The organism is Pseudomonas sp. HTZ2, from assembly GCF_033173945.1.
GTDB lineage: Bacteria > Pseudomonadota > Gammaproteobacteria > Pseudomonadales > Pseudomonadaceae > Aquipseudomonas > Aquipseudomonas guariconensis.
Map to the genome: position 1 here is coordinate 3,080,058 of NZ_CP137332.1, position 25,856 is coordinate 3,105,913.

Genomic DNA, 25,856 nt, shown 5'->3' on the forward strand with positions numbered 1-25,856 from the left:
GATGAACCCGCTCCTACAGGATCGGCGCCGATCCGGTGGGAGCAGGTTCATCCGCGAAAAAAAGCTGCGTGAGAGGGGCTACGGAGTTTGAGGGAGCGGCCGAAGGGCCGCGAAAGGGGCGCACCGCGCCCCCCGATAGCCGCCAAGGCTGGCGACTGGCTCAGCGCAGGGTCACCTTGGCCCGTGCGCTGTGCAGCTTCTTGTAGCTGTCGATCAAGCGCAGGTGGCGGTCGAGGCCTTCGAGCTTCATGCTCGTCGGTGTCAGGCCATGGAAACGCACGCTGCCGTCAACCGAACCCAGTACCGCATCCATGCGCGCATCGCCAAACATGCGGCGGAAGTTGGCTTCGTAGTCGGCCAGCTCCAAGTCCTGGTCCAGTTCCACTTCCAGCACCACGTTCAAGGCCTGGTAGAACAGCCCGCGCTCGACGGTGTTGTCGTTGAACTGCAGGAAAGTCTCCACCAGTTCCTTGGCCGCCTCGAACTGCTCCAGGGCGAGGTAGATCAGCAGCTTGAGCTCCAGGATGGTCAACTGCCCCCAGACCGTGTTGTCGTCGAACTCGACGCCGATCAAGGTGGTGATGTCGGTGTAGTCGTCCAGCTCGCTCTCTTCCAGCCGCTCGACCAGCGCCGCCAGGGCGTCATCGTCCAGGCTGTGCAAGTTGAGGATGTCGGCACGGAACAACAGGGCCTTGTTGGTGTTGTCCCAGATCAGGTCATCCACCGGATAGATTTCCGAGTAGCCCGGCACCAGGATGCGGCAGGCAGTTGCACCGAGGTGCTCGTACACCGCCATGTACACCTCTTTGCCCATGCCCTCGAGAATGCCGAACAACGTGGCGGCCTCCTCGGCGTTGGAATCCTCGCCGTGGCCGGAGAAGTCCCACTCGACGAATTCGAAGTCGGCCTTGGCGCTGAAGAAGCGCCAGGACACCACGCCGCTCGAATCGATGAAGTGCTCGACGAAGTTGTTCGGCTCGGTCACCGCATGGCTGGAGAAGGTCGGTTGAGGCAGGTCGTTCAGGCCCTCGAAGCTGCGCCCCTGCAACAGCTCGGTCAGACTGCGCTCCAGCGCCACTTCGAAGCTTGGGTGTGCACCGAAGGACGCGAACACACCGCCAGTACGCGGGTTCATCAAGGTGACGCACATCACCGGGAATTCACCGCCGAGCGAGGCGTCCTTGACCAGCACCGGGAAACCCTGCTCCTCGAGCCCCTGGATACCGGCCAGGATAGCGGGGTATTTGGCCAGTACCTCCTGCGGCACATCCGGCAATGCAAGCTCGCCTTCGAGGATTTCGCGCTTGACCGCCCGCTCGAAGATTTCCGACAGGCACTGCACCTGCGCTTCAGCCAGGGTATTGCCGGCGCTCATGCCGTTGCTCAGGAACAGGTTCTCGACCAGGTTGGACGGGAAATACACCACCTGGCCGTCGGACTGACGCACATAGGACACCGAGCAAATGCCACGCTCGACGTTGCCAGAGTTGGTGTCGTAAAGGTGCGAGCCACGCAGCTCGCCTTCAGGGTTGTAGATTTCCAGGCAGTACGGGTCGAGGATCTCCGCTGGCAGCGCGTCTTTGCGGCCCGGCTTGAACCAGCGCTCGTCCGGGTAATGCACGAACGGCGCGTTGGCGATGTCCTCGCCCCAGAACTGATCGTTGTAGAAGAAGTTGCAGTTCAGGCGTTCGATGAACTCGCCCAGGGCCGACGCCAGGGCGCTCTCCTTGGTCGCGCCCTTGCCGTTGGTGAAGCACATCGGCGAGTGGGCATCGCGGATGTGCAGCGACCATACGTTGGGCACGATGTTGCGCCAGGAGGCGATCTCGATCTTCATGCCCAGACCGGCCAGGATCTGCGACATGTTGGCGATGGTCTGCTCCAGTGGCAGGTCCTTGCCTGGGATATAGGTGCTCGCGCTCGGGTCGGTGTCCACCATCAGCAATGCCTGGGCATCGGCATCGAGGTTCTCCACCTCTTCGATGACAAACTCAGGACCGGTCTGCACGACCTTCTTCACCGTGCATCGCTCGATCGAACGCAAGATGCCCTGGCGGTCTTTTTCGCTGATGTCCGCCGGCAGTTCCACTTGGATCTTGAAGATCTGTTTATAGCGGTTTTCCGGATCGACAATATTATTCTGAGACAGACGAATATTATCGGTCGGAATGTTTCGTGTATTGCAGTACAACTTTACAAAGTACGCCGCACACAAGGCCGAAGAGGCCAGGAAATAATCGAACGGCCCCGGTGCCGAACCATCGCCCTTATAGCGAATCGGCTGGTCGGCCACGACCGTGAAGTCATCAAACTTGGCTTCAAGTCGAAGGTTGTCGAGAAAGTTGACCTTGATTTCCATGCGGGGGATACCGTGATAACGAGCAAAACGAAAATGGCGGCCATTATCCGGTTTTTCCCCGCGAAAGTCTTGTGCTTTTCGGCCGTGGGCGCGGCGCCCGGCAGGCCAGGCGCAGGGCGCCTCCCGGCTTGTTCAGGCTCGCTCCCGGGCCTGCATGCACCGTGCTTGGTCACCTGCGCAAACCCGACCAACCGGCCCGGCATAATGCTTTCCCGAAGAATTAACAGATTGTTTAAAAATACTTTTTCCCGAGAGTACGCCATCCGTGAGCTTATTCTTGCGACATTAACGACAGCCCCACCCATAGCGAATTTAATAACTTTCCGCACATTGGCAAACTGCCACGCTGGCGCTTAACATGGCAAAACTGATGGACCTGCCGCCGAGCCCAAAGGACTTCCCGTGCTCTTGAGTATTCCCACCCTCATTCTCGTCACCGTCTTCCTGCTCGGTCTGATGGGCACACTCACCCTGCACACCTGGGCGCGTGGCAAACGTGAGCGGCCGCTGGGTTATCTGGGCGCGATGTTGTTGCTGGCCTCGGTGGGCGTCGCCTTGATCAGCCTGCGCGAGCGCGGCTACGACCTCGTTCCCCTGGTGCTGGGCAATATCGTGCTGTTGTTGTCAGCCGCACTGGGCTGGACAGCCATGCGCACCCTGGCCGGGCGCGCGCCCTACTTGCCCGGCATTGCCATGGGTGTGGTGGTGTGGCTGCTGTTCTGCTTCACGCCGGTGTTCTACGACTCGCTGTCACTGCGCATCACGGTGTATTCGACCCTTGCCGCGGCCTACTCGGGCCTGGGCATCGTCGAGCTGTGGCGCAGCCGCAATCGCCTGGACATGGCGTACATGCCGGCCCTGTTGATCCTGGGCATGCACACCATCTTCTACATCGTGCGCCTCATCGTCGATGAAGGCCTCTCGCTGGAAAACGCCTTGTCCGGCAGTGGCGATGGCGCACGGTTCTTTGCCGTCATGCTGTTCGAGTCGATGCTCTATGCCACCGGCATCGCTTATATCACCCTGGCAATGGTCAAGGAGCAGGCCGAGAAGAAGTACAAGACGGCCGCCAACACCGACGAGTTGACGGGCATCGGCAACCGCCGGGCATTCATCACCCAAGGTGAGCAGATCCTGGCCGAGGCCAAACGCACCCACACCCCCATCACCCTGCTGCTGTTCGACCTGGACCATTTCAAACGCCTCAATGACAGCCTCGGTCACCAGGCAGGCGACCAGGCGTTGATCGCCTTCAGTCAGCTGGCGACCCGCAACCTGCGCCACGGCGATGTGTTCGGCCGGATCGGCGGCGAGGAATTCGCCTGCCTTCTGCCCGGTGCGGGGGAGCAGATCGCGACCCTGGTCGCGCAGAACATTCGTCAGCGCTTTCACAGCGCTGCGCTGCCCACGCCAGGGAGTCTGAGCGTCAGCATCGGCGTCGTCACCAGCGAGGCCGCAGGCTACGAACTCTCGCGCCTGCTGGCGCTGGCGGACGACGCGCTGTATGCGGCCAAGGCCGCGGGACGCAACCGTGTCCATGTGTTCGAGCACAGCGCAGCCAACGAGCCGGCCATCGAAGGCTAGGCCAACCCCGTGCGCTCCAGGTATGCCGCCAGGTACTCGATGAACGCCAGCACCTTCCCCGTCGCTCGCCGATGGCTGGGGTACACCGCCAGGATCTTCGGCCCGAAGGCGTCGGGGTCGATCGCGTAGTCTTCCATCAAGCGCACCAGGCGCCCATCGGCCAGATAGGGCGCGCCACTCCACAGCGGCACATGAAACAACCCGCCACCGGCCAGCGCGCTGGCCAGCAGCAGGTCGTAGTTGTCGCTTTCCAGTCGAGCATGGGTGGGCTGCAGCAGGCTCAGACGTTCGCCGTCCTTCTCTACCCACCAGTAGGTGCGGCTCAGGGCGGCATGGCGATACAACAGCCAGTCGTGCTGATCGAGGGTCTGGGGTGTGACCGGTATCGGGTTGCGCGCCAGGTAGTCGGGGCTCGCGCACAGCGTCAGGCGGTTGCGGCCGACCTCCCTGGCGATCAACCCGGGCAAGTCGTTGTGCCCTTCGCGCAGGGCCAGGTCGTAGCCGCTTTCCACCAGGTCGACGAAGTCATCGGAGAGGTCCACGCGCAGGCGGATCTGCGGATAGTCGCGCAGAAACTGTGAGCACACCTGGTCCAGAAAGGCCCGCCCATAGGCCAGCGGCGCCGTCAGCCGCAGGATCCCATGCAAGCCATGTTGCATCTGCCCCACCACTTCGCCGACTTCATGCATGCGCATGAGCACCTGGCGCGCGGTTTCCAGGTAGACCTTGCCGGCTTCGGTCAGCACCGTGCGCCGCGTGCTGCGCTCGAACAGCCGCACGCCCAGGTCATCCTCCAGATGGCTCACGGCTTTGGTCAGGGCCGACGGGGTCTTGCCCAATTGCTCGGCGGCGCGGCTGAAACTGCCGTGCTCGGCAGTGGCGACGAACATGGTGATGGCGGCGAACTTGTCCATGGTTTTTCCATTCAGGAAAAAAGCTTTTGCGCATTTCGGGCGTTCTGCCTGCCCGGGCCAGCCGTTAGTCTCGCCAACAGCCCCCAAAAAACAAGAGGTTTTGCAATGAGACGTTTCACGCCTACGTTGCTGTCCGTGGCGCTGGCCTTTGCCTCGATGGATTCGATGGCCGCTGTGGATCTGGTGCTGCTCAATGGCAAGCTGTACACCGCCGACCCCGCCCACCCGTCTGCACAGGCCATGGCCGTACAGGACGGCAAAGTGCTCAAAGTAGGCACCGATGCCCAGATCAAGGCTCTGGCCGGCAGCACGACCCAAGTCATCGACCTGGGCGGAAAGCGGGTCATGCCGGGGATGATCGACAGCCACTCCCACGCCATCTTCGGTGGCCTGGAGCTGTCGGCAGCCAGCCTGGCCGATGAGGAGAACGTGCCCACCGCGGAGCTGGAAAAACGCTTGCGCGCCTGGCGTGACGACGGCACAGCCCGCCAAGGCGATGTGCTGACCGTGGTCGGGGTGAGCTCCACCTACTGGGCCAAGGCCGAGGAGCTGGGCGCGACCTTCAACCACGGCGAGTGGGCAAAGGTCCCGGTGGTGTTCATTGGCAGCGACCACCACACCGCCTGGGCCAACCAGGCCATGCTCGACCGCGCCGGTATCGACGCCAGGCTCCTGGCCACCCTGCCCGCCGCCGAACGCGACACCCTGGGCAAGAAACAAGACGGCACACCCAATGGCTTTGCCGTGGATGCAGGCTGGGACCGCATCAGCGCCGCCATGCCCTCCCCCAGCGCCGACGCCCTGCTGCACGCCGCCGACGCTGCGGTGAAATACAACAACGCCTTCGGCATCACCGCCTGGATGGACCCGGCCGCCAACGCCGCACCTGGGGAGTCGGTGTTCAGCCTCCAGCCCACGGAAAAATCCATCGGCGTACTGCCGGCCTACAAGGCCCTGGCCGAGAAAGGCCAGTTGAATGCCCATGTCGCTGCGCTGCTGGTGGCCAACCCCAAGAGCCTGCCGGCCGATCTCGACACCTTGGACAAAGTTCGCCAGCAGTTCCAGGGCATCCCCAACCTGACACTGCCCGGCATCAAGATATTCGCCGACGGCGTGGTGGAATACCCGGCGCAAAGCGCGGCGATGCTCGAGCCCTACAGCAATTCCCACAAAACCGGAGAGCTCTTGATCGACCCGACGCATTTCGGCGAGCTGGTCAGCGCCGCCGACGCCCGAGGCTGGCTGGTACATATCCACGCCATCGGTGACCGGGCGGTACGCGAATCGCTCAACGGCATCGCCCAAGCGCGCAAGGACCGCCAGAGTGGCGTCACCCACTCCATCACTCATCTGCAACTGGTGAACCCCACCGAGTTCGCACGCTTCAAGCCCTTGAACGTGATCGCCTCGATGCAGCTGCTCTGGGCCTCGGGCGACGAATACACCTTGGACATGGTCAAGCCCTACGTCAGCCCCCATGTCTTCCCCTACCAGTACCCTGCCCATTCGCTGCTCAGCCACGGCGCCACCATCGCCGGGGCCAGCGACTGGTCGGTTTCCTCGCCCAACCCGTGGCTGGCCATTCACCAGGCCATCACCCGCGAAGGCCCCAAGGGCGTGCTTAACCCAAAGGAGCGCATCGACCGCCAGACCATGTTCCAGGCCTACACCCTCAACGCCGCACGCACCATTGGCCTGGACAAGCAGATCGGCTCGCTCACGCCCGGCAAGCAAGCCGACTTCATCGTGCTCGACCGCGATGTGCTCACCGTCGCCGACAATGACCTGGCCGACACCCGCGTCCTGCAGACCTGGTTCGGCGGCCGCGAAGTCTACAAAGCCGAACACTGACTCCCTCTGCACCACGCCAAGCTCCCGGGCTACCCGGGAGCCAGGCCGCGCTTTGCCCGCACCTGCCAGAACAATCACAACAAACAGGTACCTTCATGCGCCGCATCCTGCTCATTGCCTCGACCCTGGCCCCCTTGACCAGCCAAGCCGTATCCCTGAGTGATGACTTCTACCTGGAGATCGAACCCGCTCTGGTCAGCGATTACCGTACCCGCGGCATCTCCCAGACCCAGAACGACCCCGCCGCCCAACTCGCCATCACCCTGCAGCACACCAGCGGCCTCTACCTCGGCGCCTGGACCTCCAATGTGGACTTTGGCTTCGGCACCCAGACCCGCCAGGAGGTGGACTACTACGCCGGCTGGTACTGGCAGGCCACCGATGAAGTCAGCCTGGATGTGGGCTACCTCAAGTACACCTACCCCAAGTCGAGCCTGTACAACCTCAGCGACTACTACGCCGCCCTCACCGTCTACGGCGTGACCCTGGGAGCGAACTACTCCAACGACACCGGCAGCGCCCTGGGCGATGACCAGGACACCCTCTACAGCTACGTGGCCTACGAAACCGCCCTGCCGCTGGAGATCGGCTTGCAGCTGCGTTACGGGCGCATGGACTTCAAGGATCCGATGTACACGGCCGGCGATGGCAAGACATCGTCCGACCACCACGAATGGGAAGTGAAGCTGACCCGTGAACTGGCTGGGCTGACCTGGAGTTTGTCGTACATCGACACCGACCTGTCCAAGACCGAGTGCGCCAGCAGCTATGGGTTCGATGACCTGTGTTCGGCGACCTGGGTAGGAAGTGCGAGCAAGAAGTTCTGAATCAGGACTGCACAGGCAGCCCCGGCACCCTGTCGTTGCGTTGCCTGTAGCGACACTTTCGCCGGTGAGCCCGCAGCCGCACAGAGGCCTGCCTCTCGCCTGCGACTGTAGATACGCCGGCGCTTCGAAAAAAATAGCCAGGCCAAGAAGTGGGCTTCGGCAATTGCCGACGTATCGCTGCACAGCTCGGCCCAGGGCTCAGCCTGCGCTTTCGGTGCCAGCCCTCACTCGGCTGGGTCTACCTTCACCACCTGCCAGCTGTCGTCCGGGTCGAAGCGCTTCATCGCCTTGGCGACCTTCTCGCCATCAGGCCCCAGGTCCTTGTCGAACACCTGGCCGTCATGGCTGATCATGAAGCTCATCACCCCCGTCTCGTTGTACTTGGCAGGCCAGGCGATAAGCGCAAAGCCTCGGCTCATCTGGTCGCCGATCAGGTAGCTGTACGCGCCGCCAGGTGCCGACGGGCCCTGGCCATCGAGAATGCGAAAGTGGTAGCCATACCAGTCATCGCCGACTACGTCCTGACCGAACAGCGGGCCCAGCGGGCTGATCTGGCCGTCGCCTTCGTCCGCCCAGTAGAGGCCGTCGTGCTTGCCTGGGCTGCTGAAGATTTTCTGGGCGTACTCGAGCGCACCGTTGCCGTTGCGATCCTGGGTGGCGTAGTCCATCTGCGCGTCGTGATACGCCAGCACCGACTGCAAAGCCGCCAGCTCATTGCGGCCAATGCGCCGCGCACGGATCTCGGCGCTGCCGGCCTTCAGATCGAAGCGCCAACCGCCATTGCCTTTGACCAGCGGGATCGGCAAGGTCCAGGGGGCGTTGCCCACTGCCAGAATCGCCTTGCGCTCGCCGTCTGGCTCGATGCGGTGTCGTTCGCGGTACTGCTGCAAGAACGCATCCACGTCGCTGCGCTGCACGCCCCCGCGGGGAATGTAGTTACGCCAGTCTTCGCCGAGCAGCTGCGCCAGGCGCGCTTCGTCGGGGTGCTCCACACCCAGGGCCTGGACGAAGGCCTCGACGGCTTTTTCCGGCGTCGGGAAGGCCTGCTGGGCCGAGGCGATGCACGACCAGGCAAGGCCTGTGGCCCATAGTCCCATAAGCAACTTGAGGTTCATCGCCGCCCTCCTCCCCTGCGCATCGGCGCACTGACCGGTCTGGACACCGGACGTCCCGCCGCCCGCGCGGAACCGGGCCGCTGGGCGAACGACTGGCTCAACCGTCCACGGTTGGCCTGCACGTTGGCTCGCGACGGCGAGCGAACGCCATCGAAGGCATTGTTGCGGGCCCGCCCGGCCGAGGCCGTAGGCCGCTTGTGCGCAGCCTGGCGGAGCTGGCCATCGCCTTGGCGACGGTCGGCTACCCGGGGTGCGTTCGTCGCACCTTGCAGGCGATGGCCAGCCTGGGCTTCGCGTGCCCGTTCACGGGCCTCGCGGTTGGTGGTGGCCGGACGTTCGATGCCGTGCCGGTCCATCGAAGCCCGGGCGCGTTCTCGGGCCTCGGCGCGCTGGGCATCGTCACCCCGATACGCGGCGCGCTGGCGGGCGCCGTCCAGTTGCCGGCCGTATTGCTCGCGGCTCCTGGCATCGCGATAGGGCACACCATCGCGATGCACGGCGTTGTGCTGCCACTTGTTCTGGCTGTTGTCGATGCGGTTTTCGATGTTGTTGATGTTGTTGTAGCGATCGACATCGATATCGATGTCGTGATCGTCCCAGTCGCAGTCGCCCCACAGCGAATTGATGATCGCCACGCCAGTGCCGAAGGCCAACCCCGCCACAAGCGCTGAACCTGCGTAATAGGCCGGCGGCGGTGGGTAGTACACCGGCGCAGAGGCGGGGTACTGCCACGTGCCGTAGGTGGTGTTGGGGTTGTAGCTGGGCACGTAGACCACTTGCGGGTCGGCCGGCTCGATGATGATGGTGGTGTTGCCGGCCGCTGCGCTCTGGCCGGTACCGCCGGCGGAGGACGGCGCGGGCGCGGCCTGCACGGTCACGTTCTGGTACTGGTTGCTCTGCAGGTTGCCGGCTGCCTGAGCTTGGTGACGCAGGCGCTGCACGCTGTTCATGACGTCGTCGGGCTGGGCCAGGAAGGCATCTCCCAGACGCTGCACCCAGACCGGGTCTTGGCCCAAGGTCACCAGCACCTGCGGAAAGGCCACCAGCGCCTGCACGCTGGGGTCCCAGGTCTGCCCGGCCACCTGCTTGACCGCCTCGTCGCCCTTGAGCGTGCTGTTGGCCTTGGACCAGGTCACCGCCTCGGCGACCTCGCCCGGGTAGGTGGCCGCCATGAGCACCTGTGCCAGCAGCGCATCGGGGTACAGCGCGATGGGCGCGAGCATCTGATCCAACTGCTCCTGGGTGAACACGGCCGCCTTGGCGGCGCCCGTGCTCGGCGCCGGCTCGCCAGCCGGGGCAGGCGCTGTCGTCGCCGTCTGGGCGAGGCTCGCCGTGCCGCCTAGGCACAACATCATTGTGATGACGCCTAGCATTGGAACGCGCATTGCACCTCCCGCAAAGGCCTATCGCCTGAAATGACTGTGCGTTAAGGGTAGCGCTGCACCTGCGATTTACCACGTCGCGCACGCCGGCTGTCGATCCACACCAGCATGGCGCTGGCATACAGCGAAACCGCCAGGAACAACGCCATGCGCACCGCGAACGCACGGTACACGTCCTGGCCTGCCACGCTGTCCTGCACCGACTGCCCGAGCAAGATCAGCATGGTCGTCAGGCAACTGACCCAGAACGCCGGTCCATGCCGGCTGCCGATCACCGCATACAGCCGCCGGGCCTGCCACAGGGCAAACAGCAGCCCCCACAGAAAGAACATCCACAGATGGACGAACAAGCTGAGCGCACCCCACAGCACAATCGCCAGCAGCCCGGCCAGCAACGTCGAGCCAATCAGTTCGCGGGCGGCCTGGCGGGCATCGGTCTGGTCTGCCTGTTGGCCGAGGCTGACCGCCTTCATGATCAGCGGCATGAAGCGGTCCGGTGCGATCAGCGCCAGCACGAACGCCGGCATGACAATCAGCGTCGCGCGCAGGGCGATCCAGCTCGCCTCATCGGGGCCCAAGCGCGGCGGCACTGGCGCAGCCGCCACGTCGGCCGGCTCGGGGAACAGCACATGGGCCACCGCACAGCCGATGACCGCCAGCAGCATGCCCTTGGCCAGTGCCTCGACCACCGACAACGCCAGGGTGAAATCGCTGGCCCCTGCCGCGGCGATCATGGTCAAGCCGATCACCAGCAGGTTCGCCAACAGCCCGTTGCCGCCGCGCAAGGCGTAGCGGAACACCGCGAACAAACCAACACCCACCAGCAGGACGCCGCTCAGCGGCGCATGGCGCAGCAGCGGAATCAGCAACAGGCCACTTCCACAGCTGAGCAACACCATCAGCGCCAGCACCGGCGCCGCACGCAGCCCCAGTGCCTGGCTGCGCATGGCCAGCAACAGCACGGCGAACACCGGCGCCAGGATCGGCACCGGCATGTCCAGGCCGAAGCTCGCCGCCAGGCACAGTGCCGTGCCCCAGGCCAGGCGCAGCGCCCGCAGGCGACGCAGTTCAATAGGCATAGGACAACCAGCTCATCACCCACATGAACACCCGGCCCAGCAGGTTGAGTGGGTTGCCCTCCCCTGGCAGCGCCATGATCTCGGCCTGGCCACCGACCCGCAGGTTGCTCACGTTCAGCCGCCCATCGCGCTCCAGCTCGACGATCACCGGGAAGCGCTGCGCCGAACGCAGCCACTCGCGGCTGTTCTGCACCTGGGGCAGCGAACCTGGCGGCGGGCTCTGGCCGACGCTTACGCCATAGCCGATGCTGCGTACCCGTCCGTGCAGCAACTCGCCGGACAAGGCATCGAGCACCACCAGCACCGGGGTGCCCGGGCGCAGGTGGCCCAGGTTGTTCTCGGTCATGTCGGCGCTGATCCACAGGTCGTGGATGGCGATCAAGGTCATCACCGGGCTGCCGGCGCCGACATAATGGCCGACATCGGTGCGCAGGTCGGTGATCAATCCATCGGAGTCGGCCCGCACTGCGGTGCGTGCCAGGTCCAACCGAGCCTTTTCGACGTTGGCCACCGCGCTGCGCACCTGAGCGTTGTCCGCCTCTTGTCCGCCCTGCTGCTCGCGGGCGCGCTCGACTTCGGCGCGGGCTGCGGCCACTTGGCTGCTGGCCTGCTCGCGGCTGGCCTGGGCGCCCTCCAGGCGTCGCACGGACACCGTGCCCGGGTCTTCCCGATACAGGCGTGCCAGGCGCTCGGCGTCCTGGCGGGCCTTGCGCTCGTTGGCCTGGGCGGCAGCCAGCGAAGCCTGGGCGGCGTCGATGCCGGCCGTATGGGCGCCGATCTGCCGGCGCACCGTGTCGAGCTCGGCCTCGGCCCGCGCCAGGGCGATGCGGTATTGCGCCTGGTCCAGTTCGAACAGCACCTCGCCCTTGCGCACTTCCTGGTTGTTGCCCACCGCCACCCGCTTCACCTGCCCGGCCACCTCGGCACTGACCGGCACCACATAGGCCTGCAGCCGTGCCTGCTGGGTATAGGGTGTGAAACGGTCGGCGAGCACATACCAGAGTAGGCTCACGAGAATCAGCAGCAAGACCCAGCGCATGCCCCGGTCGGGCTTGGCGGGTGTCGGCGAAGGGGCTGGGGCATCGCTCATTTCGGCTCACCTGTGTCGTTGCGCGCTGGGGCGGGGTTGTCGAGCAGATCCCCCCAGTCGGTGCGTTGCTGCATGTGTTGGCGGGTGTCGGGGGCGATGGGCGCACGGTGCGGATCCCAGCCGCCACCGAGGGCTTTGTACAGGGCCACCAGGCTGCCGACCGCATTGCCACGGCTCACCAGGTAGCTGTCCTGCTGTTGCAGCAACAGTTGCTGGGCATCGAGCACCCGCTGGAAATCGGCAAAGCCCTCACGGTACCGGGACGTGGCCAGTTCCAACGAGCGTTGCGCGGCCTGGGAGGCCTGCTGGCGAACCTCGGCACTTTGCAGCGAGCGCACCAGCCCGCTGGCCGCATCGTCGGCCTCGCGAGCGGCCTCGCGCACATCGCGCTGGTACAACTCGATCAACTGCTGAAGGCGCGCATCTTCCACGCGCACGGCGTTCTTGCGCCGGCCATAGTCGAACGGGTTCCAGATCAGGCTGGGGCCGGCGGCGAGCTGGAAGCTGTCGGGCAGATGGCTGGCCGAGACGAACGTCCAGCCAATGCTGCCCAACAAGCTCAGCGATGGGTACAAGTCGGCCTCGGCCACGCCCACCAGCGCCGATTGCGCCGCCACCGCCTGTTCGGCAGCGCGGATGTCCGGGCGGCGCTGCAGTAGGCTCGCCGGCACGTCCTGCAGGATCGCCCGGTCAGGCAGCGGCAACTGCCCGTGGCCGCTCGCCAATTCAGGCAATGGCCCAGGTGGTCGGCCCAGCAATGCGCACAGCACGTTACGCAGGGCGTTGAGCTGGTTTTCCAGCTCCGGAATGCTGGCCTGGGTGGCCAGGAACTGGGTGCGGGCTTGCTGCCAGTCGAGTTCGTCGTTCTCGCCATGGCGGAACAGCCGTTCGGTGATCTGCAAGCTGCGCGCCTGGCGCTGGGCGTTCTCCTGGGCGATGTCCAGGCGGGCCTCGACGGTACGCAGGCTGAAATAGGTATCGGCCACCTGCGCCCGCAACAGCACCATGGCATCGGCGTAGTTGGCCTGGGAGGCAAAATACAGCGCGTCGGCCGACTCGATGGCGCGGCTGAAGCGCCCCCAGAAGTCCACTTCCCAGGCAATGTCGAAGCCCAGGCTGGATTGCCAGAACACCGAGTCCCGGGCCGTGGGGGTACCGGACTGGTCCTGTTTGAGGTAAAGGCTCTCGCCACGCAGCTGCTGCACCTGGGGGTAGCGCCCGGTCTGGGCGATGGCCAACTGCGCGCGCGCCTCAGCGATGCGCAGGCCGGCCACGCGCAGGTCGGTGTTATGTGCATCGGCTTCGGCGATCAGCGCATCGAGCATCGGGTCGGCGAATACCGCCCACCACTGGCGCAGGTCCGGCGATGCCGCCGGGTGGGTGGCCTGCTCCAGCAAGGGGGTATTCCAGGTGTCCAGCCAGGGTGTCGGCACGGGTTTGAAATCCGGGCCGACCTGGGTGCAACCGCCCAAGGCGGCCAGGCTCAGTGCACAGCAAAAGACACGTTTGACCATGGCAAGCCCTGGTTCAATACGTCTTGTCGACGGGCGTTTCGGGCACTTGCTGCGCGACCCACTGCCAGAACAGGTTGTAGGTCACAGCCAGGATCACCGGGCCGATGAACAGGCCAATGATGCCCTTGACCACCATGCCACCCAGCGCACCGATCAGCACCACCGGCATCGGCACGTCCACGCCACGCCCCAGCAACAAGGGCTTGAGCACGTTGTCGGCAAGGCCGGCGACGAAGGTGTAGATGGCGAACACGATGGTGCCGACCGTGAAACCTTCGGTGCTCAAGACGTAGGCGATCACCGGCAGCGTGATCAGCGTCGCAGGCGCCTGGGCAATACCCAGCATGAGGATGGCGATGGCCAGGATGCCTGCGCCTGGCACCCCCTTGATCACGAAGCCGACACCGATCAGCAGCATCTGGATGAACGCGATGCCGATCACGCCTTGGGCCACCGCACGGATGGTGGCGGTGCACAGCTTGGCGATGGGCTTGCCCTGAGCTTCGCCTGAGACCCGCATGGCGATGCGTTGCGCCGCCCATTCACCGCGCTCGCCAAAGGCCATGATCACCCCTGAGATGATGATCGCCGCAATAAACAGCAAGAACGCGCCGCCAGCACTGGCGATGGCCCCGAGCAGCAACCGGCCGGCATCCTTGAGGTACGGCATCAGGTTGTTCAGCACCCCGCTCAGGCTTTCGGAGGCCGACAGCCAGAGGGCATACACCCGTGGCCCCACCAACGGCCAGGTGGCGACCGACTCTGGCGGCGCCGGCACGCTCCAGGCGCCGCTCTTGAGCAGTGTCACCAGGCTCTCGACCGACTCGCCGAGGGACACCACCACCAAGTAAATCGGCACCAGGAGCACCAGCAGGACCAACAGCACCACCAGTGTCGCCGCATGGCCGTCCTTCAAGCCGCTGGCACGCTTGATCCGTTGCTGCAACGGGTACAGCGTGACCGCCAGGATCACTGCCCAGAGCATCAGTTCGAGAAATGGCTGGAACACCTGGAAGGCGAAAATCACCAAGCCTGCCACCAACCCCGCCTTGATGAGCACATCCAGCAATCCCCGCGACAGGGCGCTGTCCAGTTTGAAACTCGGCTGCATGAATCACCTCCGGGCCGCCGTGGGCGGGTCGAACAGTCGGTGCGCCGATTGGCGCGATGTTGGTCGTCAATCCTGCGGTCGGTGGTCGTCTGCCGAACCGTCATCGTCCTCGAGCCTTTCACTGGACGCGCGTCGTTGGTACAGCTCCAGCAGCCATCGCTGCTCCTGGTGCTGGTAGCGCCGCACCCAGGCAGCGGCCTGGGCTTCGTCCTGGCCCAGGGCGATGAAGGCGCGACGCGCCATTTCAAGGCTGGAATGGAAGGTTTCGCGGACCGGGCTCGCGCCCAACTCGAGCAGATGCAGGACATCCCGATGATCGCGTACAGAGGCGATGACTGGGGTATGCGGGTACTGCTGGGCGAGCAGGTCCACGGTCTTGAGATTGACCTGCGGATCGTCGGTGGCGACGATCACCAGTTCGGCCTCGCCGACCTTGGCCGCGCGCAGGATCTGCGAGCGCGACGGGTCGCCATAGAACACCGGCGGGCCTTGTTTGTCGGCTTGGCGTCCGAAGGTTTCGACCGAGGTATCCAGGGCTACCAGGCGTACACCTTCGGCGTGCAGCATCCTGGCGATGGCGCGCCCCATGCGGCCCATGCCGGCCACCACCACCTGCGGCGCTTCATCCACTGCCGGCAGCGTGTCCGGGGCCTCCAATACCGGCCGCTCTTCACGCAACTGACGCGCCAGCGCCATCATCACCAGCGGCACCACCGCCATCGACAAGGTGATGGCCAGCACCAGCAGGTCGTGCACCTGTTGCGCCAGCAATTGATGATCCAGCGCCAGCTTGAACACCACGAAGGCGAACTCGCCCCCCGATGCCAGCACCACCGCCAGGCACAGCGCCTGGGCACGGCTCAGGCCGCCGGCCCAACGTCCCAGGCCAAACAGCACAGGCAGCTTGATGCCCACCAGCAACAGGGTCAGCCCCAGCACTTGCAGGGGGAAACCCAGCAGCAATCGCAGGTCGGCGGTCATGCCGACGCCGACGAAGAACAGCCCCAGCAGCAGCCCCTTGAGCGGCTCGATCTGGGATTCGAGCTCGTGACGAAAGGGAGACTCAGCCATCAGCACACCGGCCAAAAATGCACCCAGCGCCATCGATACGCCCACGTGCTCCATCACCCAGGCCGTCCCCAACACCACCAGCAGCGCCGTGGCGGTGGAAAGCTCGTGCAGCCCCGACTTGGCCACCCAGAGAAACACCGGCCGCAGCAGGTAACGCCCTCCGATGATCACGATGCCGATACCAATCGCCACCGCCAGCAATGGCCGGGTGCCCTCGGCCGTAGTCGTCGCGCCACCGGCGAGCAACGGCACCACGGCAATCAAGGGGATGGCGGCGATGTCTTGGAACAACAGGATCCCCACGGCCAAGCGCCCATGTGGCTTGTTCAGGTCCTTGCGCTCGGCCAGTACCTGAAGGCCGAACGCGGTGGACGACAATGCAAGGCCCACGCCGAGTACCACCGCCGCCGCAGGCGACTGGTCGAACAGCACAAAGGCGAGCCCTCCCAGAACCAGCGCAGTGAGGCCCACCTGCAACGAGCCGACGCCGAACAGCGACTTGCGCATCGTCCACAATTTACGCGGCGACAATTCAAGGCCGATGATGAACAACAGCATCACCACGCCCATCTCCGAGAGCCGTGCGACGTTGTGGGGATTGTCGATCAACCCCAACACCGAAGGGCCGATCACGATACCTGCGAGCAGATAACCAGGTACGGCGCCCAACTTAAGGCGCTGGAGCAGAGGAACCAGAAGCACCACAGCCAACAGAAAGACTACCGTCGCCTGCAACAGGCTGCCGTCATGAGGCATTTCCCTCCCCCTTGCTCGAATGCCAGGCAATCGCCCGCGCGAAGTCGATTGCCTGAGTCCCGCCAGTCAAGATGGAATTGAGTATGGGTGATTAATGGCCGTTTGCTTGTCGCAGGTTTTTATTTTCCGCGCAGGGTTTACAGACGCGCATCGCCCCCCTGCCGCTGTCTGCTCGGGGCAGTCGATATGTAAGGCCACACGGCCTGTTGCGACGCGTCATCGACCTCAAGGGCTGACCTGATAGCCACGTCCCTGCAGGCAGCTGCTGTAGGCGCTGGCGTGGGCGGAGTCCTGGGCTTGGTTCTGGCTGCGGCGGTCCTGCCGGCGCTCCTGACGCTGGCGCATTCCACCGACTGCCGCCCCCGCTGCGGCCACTTCGCCGGCGCGGTTCTGTCGGTATTGCGCTTTGGCATCGTCACCGGCCCGGTCATAGAGTTCCTCGTGCTGCCGGCCACGGACCTCGGCACCCACCGCCCCTGCCGCCGCCCCGGCTGCCGCGCCACGCACGCGGCCCCCGACATGGGCCTCGGACGAGGTGCCGGCGCTGTTGGCCGCGTTGTTGGCCACACCATTGCAGTAGTCCATGTCCTGTTGCATCTGCTGGCTGCTCTGGCCATTGAGCGGCACGACGCTCTGGGCGCTGACGGGCCCTGCGAGCAACATCAACCCCAGGCAACACCCTGTGAACGCACGCATGACACACCTCCTCGAAAGAAAGCCCCAACGTTTCAGAATAGTGCCCGCGCGAGTTCACTGGGTTCGTGGGCAAAATCATTCGGGCCCTCGCCTAGAACTTTTTGCTATTTATCGGTCTATGTGAGGGAGCTCAGCTCAATAAACGCGGCCCACCGCTGTTTAAGCCCCATGGCCGCGATCCCAATGTCATTCAGAGGTTGTCTTTGCTCATGAAAATCAACGTCCCACGAATGGTGCTCCTTGGCCTGTTCGCGTTCGCGTCGATGGGCTCGGCATCTGCTTCACCGATGAAAGCGGCAAGCCCAGCGCCCGCCGCCCCGATCACGACCCCTCGGGTGGTCGAGAACCCTTGGCCGAGCCTGGCCAGCCTGACCGATAAGCAACAAGGCCCGATGCTCGCCCACGACGACCGCTACTGGCGAGACGGCCGCTGGCACGACAGACGGGACGATTGGCGCCGTGCCCAATGGCGCCGCGAGCAGGCCCGCCGGGAGGCCGAGCGTCGTCACGAGTGGGAACGCCGTCACTACCGCGCCCGTTACGAACACGATCACCGTTACTACGATCACGACCGACGTTATTACGGGCGTGATCAGCGCTATTACCGTCGTTAAGCGCCTCACGCCCTGATATCAGGGCGTGTCCTGGCTCCAGCGTCCGGCGTAGTCCCGGGCAAACTGCGCGGCGATGCGCCCGGAACGCGAGCCGCGCTGAGTGGCCCAGCGAACCGCGTGCACATGGGCCTGCTCGATGGCATGCGCAGGCACACCGTAGAACGCCAGCCACTGGTTCACCGCGTTCAGGTATTCGTCCGGCGAGAAGCCGTAGAACGAAATCCACAGCCCGAAGCGCTCGGACAGCGACACTTTCTCTTCTATCTCTTCCCCTGGGTGCAGTGCACCGTTCTCGCCGCGGGTCATGGACAGGTTGTCCGAGGCGCGTTCGGCAATCAGGTGCCGGCGGTTGGACGTGGCGTAGATCAGCACGTTCGACGAATGCTCGGCCACCGAACCGTCCAGGGCGGTCTTCAGACGTTTGTAACCGATATCCCCTTCCTCGAACGACAAGTCATCGCAGAACAGGATGAAGTATCCAGGCTGGTGACTGACGATCTCGATGACCTCGGGCAGGTCCCCGATATTTTCCTTGTCGATCTCCACCAGCTTGAGCCCACGCGAGTGGAACTCGTTGAGGCACGCCTTGACCAGCGAGGACTTGCCCGTGCCCCTGGAGCCGGTCAGCAACACATTGTTGGCTGGCTTGCCGTCGAGAAACTGCTGGGTATTCTGGCGGATCAGCGCCTTTTGCCGGTCGACGTTCTGCAGTTGATCGAAGCCGATGAGCATGGGCCGCCTGACCGGTACCAAGGTGGCGCGATGGCCGCCCTGGCTGGCCCGGTACTGCCATTGGTAGGCGATGGCAGCGGGGTCCAGGACGGGCACGGGTGGAGGCGCGAATGCGCGTTCCAGGGAATCGGCGATGCGCTTGAGCTGCGCAAGGACCTGCTGGGAGAAATCGGCCGGGTCAGGCAAAGGCGTGTTCATGAGCGAAGGCACACAGGGCGAGGGTATGAGGCGCCATGATGCTAAGCTGGCGCGCTCCCGTCTAACGACTGATGGACACAAATCGTCGAATAATGGACAACAAGACCCCGATCGCGACCCAGCATTTCCTCCCACCTGACCAGGAAGTGGCCACGCTGGCTCTGGACCTGGCGGACGGCACCTGCATCGAAACCCACCGACACCCCCATGGGCAGTTGCTCTATACCACCCAGGGCACATTGATGGTCAACACCCATCAGGGGTGCTGGGTGGTGCCTTGCAATTACGGATTGTGGATTCCCGCCGAGGTCGCCCACTGGACACGCAGCCTCGGTGCCACCTGTATCCGCACGCTTTATTTCGCGCCACAGCGCACCCCGGGCATGCCTGGCGAGTGCGCGGTCTACGCCATCTCCAATCTGGTGCGCGAATTGATCATCGAGACCTCGGGCATGGACCTGGAGATTGCCAAAGGTAGCCGGCATGCCCGCCTGGTCGGGTTGCTGCTCGATGAACTGGCGCTCGCCAGAGTCTCGGCGATCTACCTGCCGCGCCCCAAGGGGCAGCGCCTTCAAGCGCTGTGCCAGCACCTTGTCCAGAACAGGACGCTGGATTGGGGGCTGGCCGAGTGCGCCGCCTTCCTTGGCTTGAACATCAAGACTGTGCAGCGCTGGTTCCATGAGGATGTGGGCATGAGTTTCGGTACATGGCGCAAACAGGCGCGGCTGTTGATCGCGCTGGACAGGCTTGCCCAAGGCCACAACATTCTCGACGTCTCGCTGGATGCCGGCTATTCCACGCCTAGCGCGTTCACGGCGATGTTCAAACGGGAATTCGGGCAGCCCCCGCGCACCTTCCAGCAGCCACGCCGCTGAGCTTGCAAGGCGGCGTGGCAGCGCCAGGGCGGATCAATCCAGCACGTTGGTCAGCACTTCATAGATCAGGCCCGTGGCGATCGTGACCAGCAGCAAGTCGGTGCCCGCCTGGCGCCACTCATAGCCGTCATAGTGAGGCAGCCGGCCAATCAGGCGCCCATCGAGCTTCTTGGCGATGCCTGGCGGAAGCGGCTTGCCGCGTGCCAGATTCTTCCGCACGCCAGGCGGCAGGTCTGCTCCCGGGCTCCAGTAGCCGCGATTATCGTCGAGGATGACCCGAATGCCCCCGATGTCTATCTGCGGGCCACCGCGCCAGTCGTTGCCGCCGCCCGGATTCTGATGACCTTGATTACCGTGCTGCATGTTTTTGCCGTGGCCATTGCCCTTGCCTGGGTCGGCCAGCACTGGGGGCGCGCCCAGCAAGGCCAGCCCCAGCGTGGCGGCGAGCAGTGTGTTGAGTCTGGACATTGCATCTGTCTCCTTACTTGAGAATGCCGCTACTGAGCGTAGCGCCCACCAACAGAACCCGACAGCGAAAACTTGGCACCGGCGTGCCTGCATTTCGTCGCCAGGCCGCGAACTCAGTGGCCTGGACGATGTCATATCGGCATCCCAATCCCGCCCCTGGAGGCGATTCGATCATGAAGAAAACCCTGGTAGTTGCAGCAGTGTGCGCGTTCGCGCTTGGTGCTACAGCCATACTGCCCGCTGACCTTTCCCCGATTGGTTCGGTTTATGCCAAGGGTGGCGGCGGCGGCGGCGGCGGCGGTCATGGTGGTGGCGGCGGTCATGGCGGCGGCGGTCACGGCGGTGGCCATGGCGGCGGCAAGGGCGGGCTGGGCGGCAACCATGGCAGCAACAGCAATGGCGCCAACGAGGGTGGTCTGCATGCCGGCAAAGCCACCCGCGACCACGGCGTGAGCGGCAAGCATTACGGCCAGGACAGAAATGACAGCGAAGGGCATGGCTCGGTGACCTCCGGAGTCGCACACTCCAAGGAAACCCGCGGCCTGGACAAGGCCCGAGCGATCTCCGACACCACGCCGGGTAGTCACAACACCAAAGGCTTGGACAACGCAGTCCACTCCTCCACCAAGAACGATCGCTGATCAGGCTCGCTCCGCGACGAGCGCCTGGCTCACCGAGGTACCTGGACATCGCCCGATGCCCAGGTACCTGGCGCCACCTTTGCCCTCATTCATCGCAGATCGCGATGGACCTGCCGAAACACACCGTCAGTCGTGCGTTTGTGCCTCCGCTATGATGCGGACCGGGCACCAAATAGCACTGACTGCCGGGAGATCAGGTCATGAAGCAGCACCAGACGGGTATCGATTTCACTCAGCCACCGCAGCGCCGCCCTCGCCTGGGCTTGATCGCGCTGGCGTCGGATGTGCTGGTCGAGCGTGACTTCTGGTGCATGGGCCTGGCGGCCGGCGTCGATATCGTGACCACGCGGATCGCGCAATCGATGCCACTGACGCCCACCACGCTCGCGCGGCTCGAAGACGGCATCCCGGACGCCATGGGTTTGCTGCTGCCTGAAGCACAACTCGATGCCATCGTCTTCGCCTGTACTTCCGGCTCCGCGATCATCGGACCCGCGAAAATCGCCGGGCAAATCGCTGCCTTGCGTCCCGGCGTGCCGGTCATCAATCCAGCGACCGCCGCCGTGGAAGCTTTGAAGTACCTGGGATGCAGCAAGATCGCATTCATCGCGCCCTATACCGAGGATGTCGCCGAGATCACCAGCGGGGTATTCGCTGAGGCCGGTATCGGTTTTTCCGATCGTCTGTGCTTTGGCCTGACCAGCGACGTGCAGATCGCCACTCCGGGGCTGGCGCATTATCGACGTGCCATCGCTCAGATGGATATCGCCACCGCCGATGCACTTTTCCTCTCCTGCACCACCGCTGCCACGCTGGACTTGATCGCACCGCTGGAGGCGCAAACAGGGCTGCCGGTGATCACCTCGAACCAGGCAGCCTTCTGGCATGCACTGCGTTGCATGGGCCGTACGCCCTCCATGACCGGCTTCGGCAAGCTGCTTTGCTAGTTTCCATCGGCCTGCAAGGCCTCGCGCAGGGTCGCGAGCAACTGCTGCACGATGACCGGCGGTTCGCGGTGGGCAGTCTTGAACTGCCCATGCACGATGGGCAGCCTGGGCAACCGCGGATGATGCAGCTTCACAAGATCATCAGGGCAGTCTTCCTCGGGGATGGCAGCAATGGCAAGGCCACTGCGCACCGCCGTGCGAATGCCTTCGAGCGTATTGCAGTCATACACCGAACGCCACGGCACACCCGCCTGGTCCAGCGCCGTGAAAGCCTCGCGAAAGTACAGGCAATGCCCTGAAATATGCGCCAGCGGCAGGACCTCGGCCTGGTCCAGGTCAAAGCCCGGCAGGCCGATCCACACCAGCTGGGAGGGGCATAGATCTGCCACCTGCCCTTCCTGCAACGGCTCGCGCATCAGCGCAGCATCGAGAAAGCCATCGGCGAGCGCCCGGCTGTGCTCGTAGGACAACCCCGAGGTGACCTTGATGGTCACCTTCGGGCGCATGGCCATGAAGGTTTGCAGCACCGGCGCCAGGCGCGAGAACAGGTGATATTCATCCGGCAGCCCGAGCTTGATCGTGCCGCCCATACGCGCGGGGCAGAACTCTTCCTCGATCCGGTCGATGACCTGCAGCAAGGTGGTGACATGGGTGAGCAGCACGTCACCGGCCGTGGTCAGCTGGCAACTGCGGGTGGTACGCCGGAAAAGCTGGGTCTGCAGGTAGTCCTCGAGCTTGGCGATATGCCCGCTGACCGTGGACTGGCTGGCATTGAGCAGACGCGCTGCCTCACTGAAGCTCCCCACCGAGGCCACTTTGTAGAAACTGCGCAGCAGGACGGTATCCATCGGAGTGTTTCCTCTACAGGCTTGAGGCCGTTGGGCGCAGGGTCGATCGCGCGCCTGATTTATTGCAAATCGCGATCAAACTATCAGATAAATCCGTTACCAGCCAATAAGTGCTGCTGGGTATAGTGCCGACACATACCCATAAGAACTCCAGCAAAGGAGAAGCAGCATGAGTGACAAGCCAGGTGACCGTCCGGCATCCGCCACCGACGGCGAGATCGGCATCCTTGCCCGGCGCCGTATCGAAGCCGGTGTCATCGCACCGATCTACCAGGAACTCTGCGCCCGCCTGGGCGAGGACATGGCCCAATCGATCATCGATGCCGCGATCCGCAAGGCCGCCGTCGAGGCCGGCCAGGCCTTCGCCGCCAAGACCCCGGGTGGCACCAGCCTGCGTACCTTCCAGGAGCTACAGTCGCTGTGGACCCAGGACGATGCGCTGATCATCGCCGTCGACACGGCCACCGACGAGCACTTCAACTACACCGTCCACCGCTGCCGCTACGCCGAGATGTACCGGGAAATGGGCCTGGGCCACATCGGGCACCTGCTGTCGTGCAACCGCGACTACATGTTCCCGCAAGGCTACGACCCGAACATCGAACTCGAACGTACCCAGACCTTGATGGAAGGCGCGCCCTGCTGCGACTTCAAATACCGTTACGTGAAAAAACAGGACGGCCAGCAATGAGCGTATCGACCAGCAAGGCGCGCAAAGTGCTCATCCAGCAAGACCGTCTCTGGGCGGACTTGATGTCGACCGCCAGGTTCGGCGCCTTGGGCGAAACCGGCATGCGTCGCCTGGCCCTCAGCGAGGAGGACCGTCAGGTTCGGGACTGGTTCGTGGCCGCGTGCCGTGCCCTGGGCTGCACGATCGACATCGACCGGATCGGCAATATCTTCGCGACCTACCCAGGCCGCTACCCAAACCTGGCCCCCATTGCCATGGGCAGCCATTTGGACACGCAGCCTGCCGGTGGCCGCTTCGACGGCATCCTCGGGGTGCTGGCCGGTGTCGAGCTGTTGCGCGCATTGCAGGATGCCGGGATGCGCCCTGCCCATCCGATCACCGTCATTGTCTGGACCAACGAAGAGGGTTCTCGCTTTGCCCCGGCCATGATGGGCTCGGGCGTGTATTGCGGCGCCCATTCGCTGGAAACCGTTGCTGCGACCTGCGACAAGTCCGGTGTTTCAGTGGCACAGGCCCTGGACGCCATCGGTTATGCCGGTGATCGTGAGCCTGGCTTCCTGCCGTTTGCCGCCTACCTGGAACTGCATATCGAGCAAGGGCCGGTACTGGAAGCGCAGAACCTGGAGATCGGTGTCGTCGAAGCGGTACAGGGGGTCTGCTGGCTGGACATCAAAGTGCCCGGCGTCGAAGCCCATGCCGGTGGCCGTCCCATGACGATGCGCGAGGATGCCCTGGTCGCGGCCTCCAAGATCGTGTTGGCGGTCGAGGCCGTGGCAGCCCGCCATAGCCCGGGCGTGGGCACGGTCGGCTACATCAGTGCCGGGCCCAATTCACGCAATGTCATACCGGGCTCGGTGTCGCTGGAGGTGGACCTGCGCCACCCCACCGATACAGGGCTCACGGCCCTGGAAACCGAACTGACCGCCGAAATCCGGCGCATCTCCCCCGAGGCGCAGGTGCGCAGGGTATGGCTCAAACCACCGGTCAGGTTCGACGCACGCATCGTCGATGTCGTGGCCGCCTGCACCGAGGCCCTGGGCTTTTCGGCACGACGCATGGTCTCCGGCGCCGGGCACGACGCTGCGCACGTGGCCGGCCTGGCTCCGAGCGCAATGATCTTCATTCCGTCGTACCTAGGGCTCTCGCACAACGTGCGCGAATACTCCTCACCCGAGCAATGCGCCAAGGGCGCCACGGTACTGCTCGATGCGGTGCTTGACCTGGACGAGCGCCTGTCGGCCGACGCCTCCAGCAACTGACGCACTGCCCCACGGCAATTGATTGCACCCCGGACGGCCCTCGAGGCTGTCCGCGCAGGGTCGTGGGCGCAATTCATAACGATCGGCATAACTTGGAACATTGATATGGGCACTGATACCACGCAATCCGTAGCGATCGATTGGTCACGCAACGCGGTCAGGTTGTTGGAGGGCGACGGTCATCGCTCGGCCGACACCCATCTGATCAAGCCGACCTTCCCAGGCCTGGGCAAGCTCTCGGTCTACCTCAAGGACGAGAGTACCCATCCCACCGGCAGCCTGAAGCACCGGTTGGCCCGCTCGCTGTTTCTCTATGGGATCTGCAACGGGCGAATCAACCAGGGCACCACCTTGGTGGAAGCCTCCTCCGGTTCCACGGCCGTGTCGGAAGCCTACTTCGCCAACCTGCTGGGCTTGCCATTCATTGCCGTGATGCCCAGAAGCACCAGCGAAGCGAAGATCGGCGCCATCCGGCGTTTCGGTGGGGTCTGCGAATTCGTCGATCACCCCGGCGAGGTCTATCGCGTGGCCGCCGAGATCGCGGCACAAAAAGGCGGCTACTACCTGGACCAGTTCACCTATGCCGAACGGGCAACCGACTGGCGCGGCAACAACAACATCGCACAAAGCATATTCAACCAGATGGAGTGCGAGGAGCAGTCGTGCCCAGCGTGGGTGGTGATGAGCGCCGGCACCGGCGGCACCTCGGCCACCCTCGGCCGCTACATCCGTTATCGCGGTTTCGACACCCGCCTGTGCGTCGTGGACGTGGAGAACTCCGCCTTCTGCCAAGCCTGGCAGACCGGGGATCTGTCAACGACCTGTGCACACCCTTCGCGGATCGAAGGCATCGGTCGCCCGCGTGTGGAGCCGTCGTTCATTCCGGGCGTGATCGACCGCATGTTCAAGGTGCCGGACGCCGCCTCGATCGCCGCCGCCCATGTGCTGTCGGAGCGTCTGTTCCGCCGCGTCGGCGGCTCGACCGGCACGAACTTCTTCGGACTGCTGTGCATTGCCAGCGAAATGAAACGCCGTGGCGAAGAGGGCTCGCTGGTGACCTTGATCTGCGACAGCGGCGATCGCTACGCAGATACCTATTTCAACGCCCAATGGCTGGCGTGCAACAACCTCGACATCGCGCCCTGGTACGCGCGCATCGAAGCCTTCCTGGACGGCGCAACGGATCACTTGAGCACCGACTGATCGCACTACAGCAACGCACCTTTCCCACGAC

General features: G+C 64.2%; 23 protein-coding genes. 10 read left to right on the top strand and 13 right to left on the bottom strand.

What is annotated here, in order from left to right; genetic code table 11:
* Window positions 1–160: 160 nt before the first annotated feature.
* On the bottom strand, window positions 161–2,359 hold the full coding sequence (locus R6G97_RS14250; RefSeq protein ID WP_317847124.1) for an OsmC domain/YcaO domain-containing protein: 2,199 nt from the start codon (window positions 2,357–2,359) through the stop codon (window positions 161–163).
* A gap of 402 nt (window positions 2,360–2,761) precedes the next feature.
* Here R6G97_RS14250 and R6G97_RS14255 point away from each other — a divergent pair, with 402 nt between their 5' ends.
* On the top strand, window positions 2,762–3,943 hold the full coding sequence (locus R6G97_RS14255) for a GGDEF domain-containing protein (protein WP_317847125.1): 1,182 nt from the start codon (window positions 2,762–2,764) through the stop codon (window positions 3,941–3,943).
* Here R6G97_RS14255 and R6G97_RS14260 read toward each other — a convergent pair.
* Window positions 3,940–4,857: a LysR family transcriptional regulator gene (locus R6G97_RS14260; protein ID WP_090344775.1), complete on the bottom strand. Its 918-nt coding sequence runs from the start codon at window positions 4,855–4,857 to the stop codon at window positions 3,940–3,942. The two genes, R6G97_RS14255 and R6G97_RS14260, sit on opposite strands and share 4 nt — an antisense overlap.
* Before the next feature lie 105 nt (window positions 4,858–4,962).
* On the opposite strand from R6G97_RS14260, the gene R6G97_RS14265 reads away from it, so the two are divergent.
* The gene (locus R6G97_RS14265; protein WP_043206992.1) at window positions 4,963–6,708 is read left to right on the top strand and encodes an amidohydrolase; all 1,746 of its coding nucleotides are present in this window, start codon (window positions 4,963–4,965) and stop codon (window positions 6,706–6,708) included.
* Window positions 6,709–6,803: 95 nt separating this feature from the next.
* Window positions 6,804–7,535: a TorF family putative porin gene (locus R6G97_RS14270; protein WP_043206993.1), complete on the top strand. Its 732-nt coding sequence runs from the start codon at window positions 6,804–6,806 to the stop codon at window positions 7,533–7,535.
* A 224-nt stretch (window positions 7,536–7,759) separates the two neighbouring features.
* On the opposite strand, the gene R6G97_RS14275 is transcribed toward R6G97_RS14270, so the two are convergent.
* The 8 genes from R6G97_RS14275 to R6G97_RS14310 form a co-directional block, all read right to left on the bottom strand.
* Window positions 7,760–8,650 carry a DUF2950 domain-containing protein gene (locus tag R6G97_RS14275; protein WP_043206996.1) on the bottom strand — a complete coding sequence of 297 codons (891 nt, stop codon included), beginning with the start codon at window positions 8,648–8,650 and terminating at the stop codon, window positions 7,760–7,762.
* Window positions 8,647–10,035 carry a DUF3300 domain-containing protein gene (locus R6G97_RS14280; RefSeq protein WP_317847126.1) on the bottom strand — a complete coding sequence of 463 codons (1,389 nt, stop codon included), beginning with the start codon at window positions 10,033–10,035 and terminating at the stop codon, window positions 8,647–8,649. The genes R6G97_RS14275 and R6G97_RS14280 overlap by 4 nt, the downstream gene beginning before the upstream one ends.
* Window positions 10,036–10,076: 41 nt before the next feature.
* Window positions 10,077–11,111 carry a DUF2955 domain-containing protein gene (locus tag R6G97_RS14285; protein WP_317847127.1) on the bottom strand — a complete coding sequence of 345 codons (1,035 nt, stop codon included), beginning with the start codon at window positions 11,109–11,111 and terminating at the stop codon, window positions 10,077–10,079.
* A complete protein-coding gene (locus R6G97_RS14290; RefSeq protein ID WP_317847128.1) occupies window positions 11,101–12,201 on the bottom strand; it encodes an HlyD family secretion protein in 1,101 nt (366 codons plus the stop codon). The genes R6G97_RS14285 and R6G97_RS14290 overlap by 11 nt, the downstream gene beginning before the upstream one ends.
* On the bottom strand, window positions 12,198–13,715 hold the full coding sequence (locus tag R6G97_RS14295) for a TolC family protein (RefSeq protein WP_317847129.1): 1,518 nt from the start codon (window positions 13,713–13,715) through the stop codon (window positions 12,198–12,200). The genes R6G97_RS14290 and R6G97_RS14295 overlap by 4 nt, the downstream gene beginning before the upstream one ends.
* Before the next feature lie 13 nt (window positions 13,716–13,728).
* Entirely contained in the window at window positions 13,729–14,826 is a 1,098-nt protein-coding gene (locus tag R6G97_RS14300) for an AI-2E family transporter (RefSeq protein WP_043207007.1), read from the bottom strand.
* 66 nt (window positions 14,827–14,892) lie between these two features.
* Window positions 14,893–16,653 carry a monovalent cation:proton antiporter-2 (CPA2) family protein gene (locus R6G97_RS14305; RefSeq protein ID WP_090344763.1) on the bottom strand — a complete coding sequence of 587 codons (1,761 nt, stop codon included), beginning with the start codon at window positions 16,651–16,653 and terminating at the stop codon, window positions 14,893–14,895.
* A gap of 225 nt (window positions 16,654–16,878) precedes the next feature.
* Window positions 16,879–17,349: a YMGG-like glycine zipper-containing protein gene (locus R6G97_RS14310; protein ID WP_090344761.1), complete on the bottom strand. Its 471-nt coding sequence runs from the start codon at window positions 17,347–17,349 to the stop codon at window positions 16,879–16,881.
* Between the two features lie 209 nt (window positions 17,350–17,558).
* Between R6G97_RS14310 and R6G97_RS14315 the strand changes: the two genes are divergently transcribed.
* Window positions 17,559–17,963, top strand: a complete 405-nt coding sequence (locus tag R6G97_RS14315; protein ID WP_043207010.1) for a hypothetical protein — start codon at window positions 17,559–17,561, stop codon at window positions 17,961–17,963.
* Between the two features lie 18 nt (window positions 17,964–17,981).
* On the opposite strand, the gene R6G97_RS14320 is transcribed toward R6G97_RS14315, so the two are convergent.
* On the bottom strand, window positions 17,982–18,893 hold the full coding sequence (locus R6G97_RS14320; protein WP_317847130.1) for an ATP-binding protein: 912 nt from the start codon (window positions 18,891–18,893) through the stop codon (window positions 17,982–17,984).
* A gap of 92 nt (window positions 18,894–18,985) precedes the next feature.
* On the opposite strand from R6G97_RS14320, the gene R6G97_RS14325 reads away from it, so the two are divergent.
* Window positions 18,986–19,768, top strand: coding sequence for an AraC family transcriptional regulator (locus R6G97_RS14325; RefSeq protein ID WP_182942938.1), 783 nt, complete (start codon window positions 18,986–18,988; stop codon window positions 19,766–19,768).
* 33 nt (window positions 19,769–19,801) lie between these two features.
* Here the strand turns inward: R6G97_RS14325 and R6G97_RS14330 are convergent, their stop codons facing one another.
* On the bottom strand, window positions 19,802–20,236 hold the full coding sequence (locus R6G97_RS14330) for an anti-virulence regulator CigR family protein (protein WP_090344755.1): 435 nt from the start codon (window positions 20,234–20,236) through the stop codon (window positions 19,802–19,804).
* Window positions 20,237–20,409: 173 nt separating this feature from the next.
* On the opposite strand from R6G97_RS14330, the gene R6G97_RS14335 reads away from it, so the two are divergent.
* Together R6G97_RS14335 and R6G97_RS14340 are read left to right on the top strand one after the other, a co-directional pair.
* Window positions 20,410–20,877 (top strand): hypothetical protein, encoded by a 468-nt coding sequence (locus R6G97_RS14335; RefSeq protein ID WP_317847131.1) that lies wholly within the window; start codon window positions 20,410–20,412, stop codon window positions 20,875–20,877.
* A 200-nt stretch (window positions 20,878–21,077) separates the two neighbouring features.
* Window positions 21,078–21,824, top strand: a complete 747-nt coding sequence (locus R6G97_RS14340; RefSeq protein ID WP_317847132.1) for a maleate cis-trans isomerase family protein — start codon at window positions 21,078–21,080, stop codon at window positions 21,822–21,824.
* Here the strand turns inward: R6G97_RS14340 and R6G97_RS14345 are convergent.
* A complete protein-coding gene (locus R6G97_RS14345) occupies window positions 21,821–22,672 on the bottom strand; it encodes a LysR family transcriptional regulator (RefSeq protein WP_052352375.1) in 852 nt (283 codons plus the stop codon). The genes R6G97_RS14340 and R6G97_RS14345 overlap by 4 nt on opposite strands.
* Before the next feature lie 169 nt (window positions 22,673–22,841).
* Here R6G97_RS14345 and R6G97_RS14350 point away from each other — a divergent pair, with 169 nt between their 5' ends.
* The 3 genes from R6G97_RS14350 (at window position 22,842) to R6G97_RS14360 (ending at window position 25,825) form a co-directional block, all read left to right on the top strand.
* The gene (locus R6G97_RS14350; RefSeq protein WP_043207015.1) at window positions 22,842–23,363 is read left to right on the top strand and encodes an L-2-amino-thiazoline-4-carboxylic acid hydrolase; all 522 of its coding nucleotides are present in this window, start codon (window positions 22,842–22,844) and stop codon (window positions 23,361–23,363) included.
* Complete coding sequence (locus tag R6G97_RS14355; protein WP_317847133.1) at window positions 23,360–24,622, top strand: hydantoinase/carbamoylase family amidase; 1,263 nt, start codon at window positions 23,360–23,362, stop codon at window positions 24,620–24,622. Before R6G97_RS14350 ends, R6G97_RS14355 begins: the two co-directional genes overlap by 4 nt.
* Window positions 24,623–24,727: 105 nt before the next feature.
* Entirely contained in the window at window positions 24,728–25,825 is a 1,098-nt protein-coding gene (locus tag R6G97_RS14360; RefSeq protein WP_289717422.1) for a PLP-dependent cysteine synthase family protein, read from the top strand.
* Window positions 25,826–25,856 lie beyond the last annotated feature (31 nt).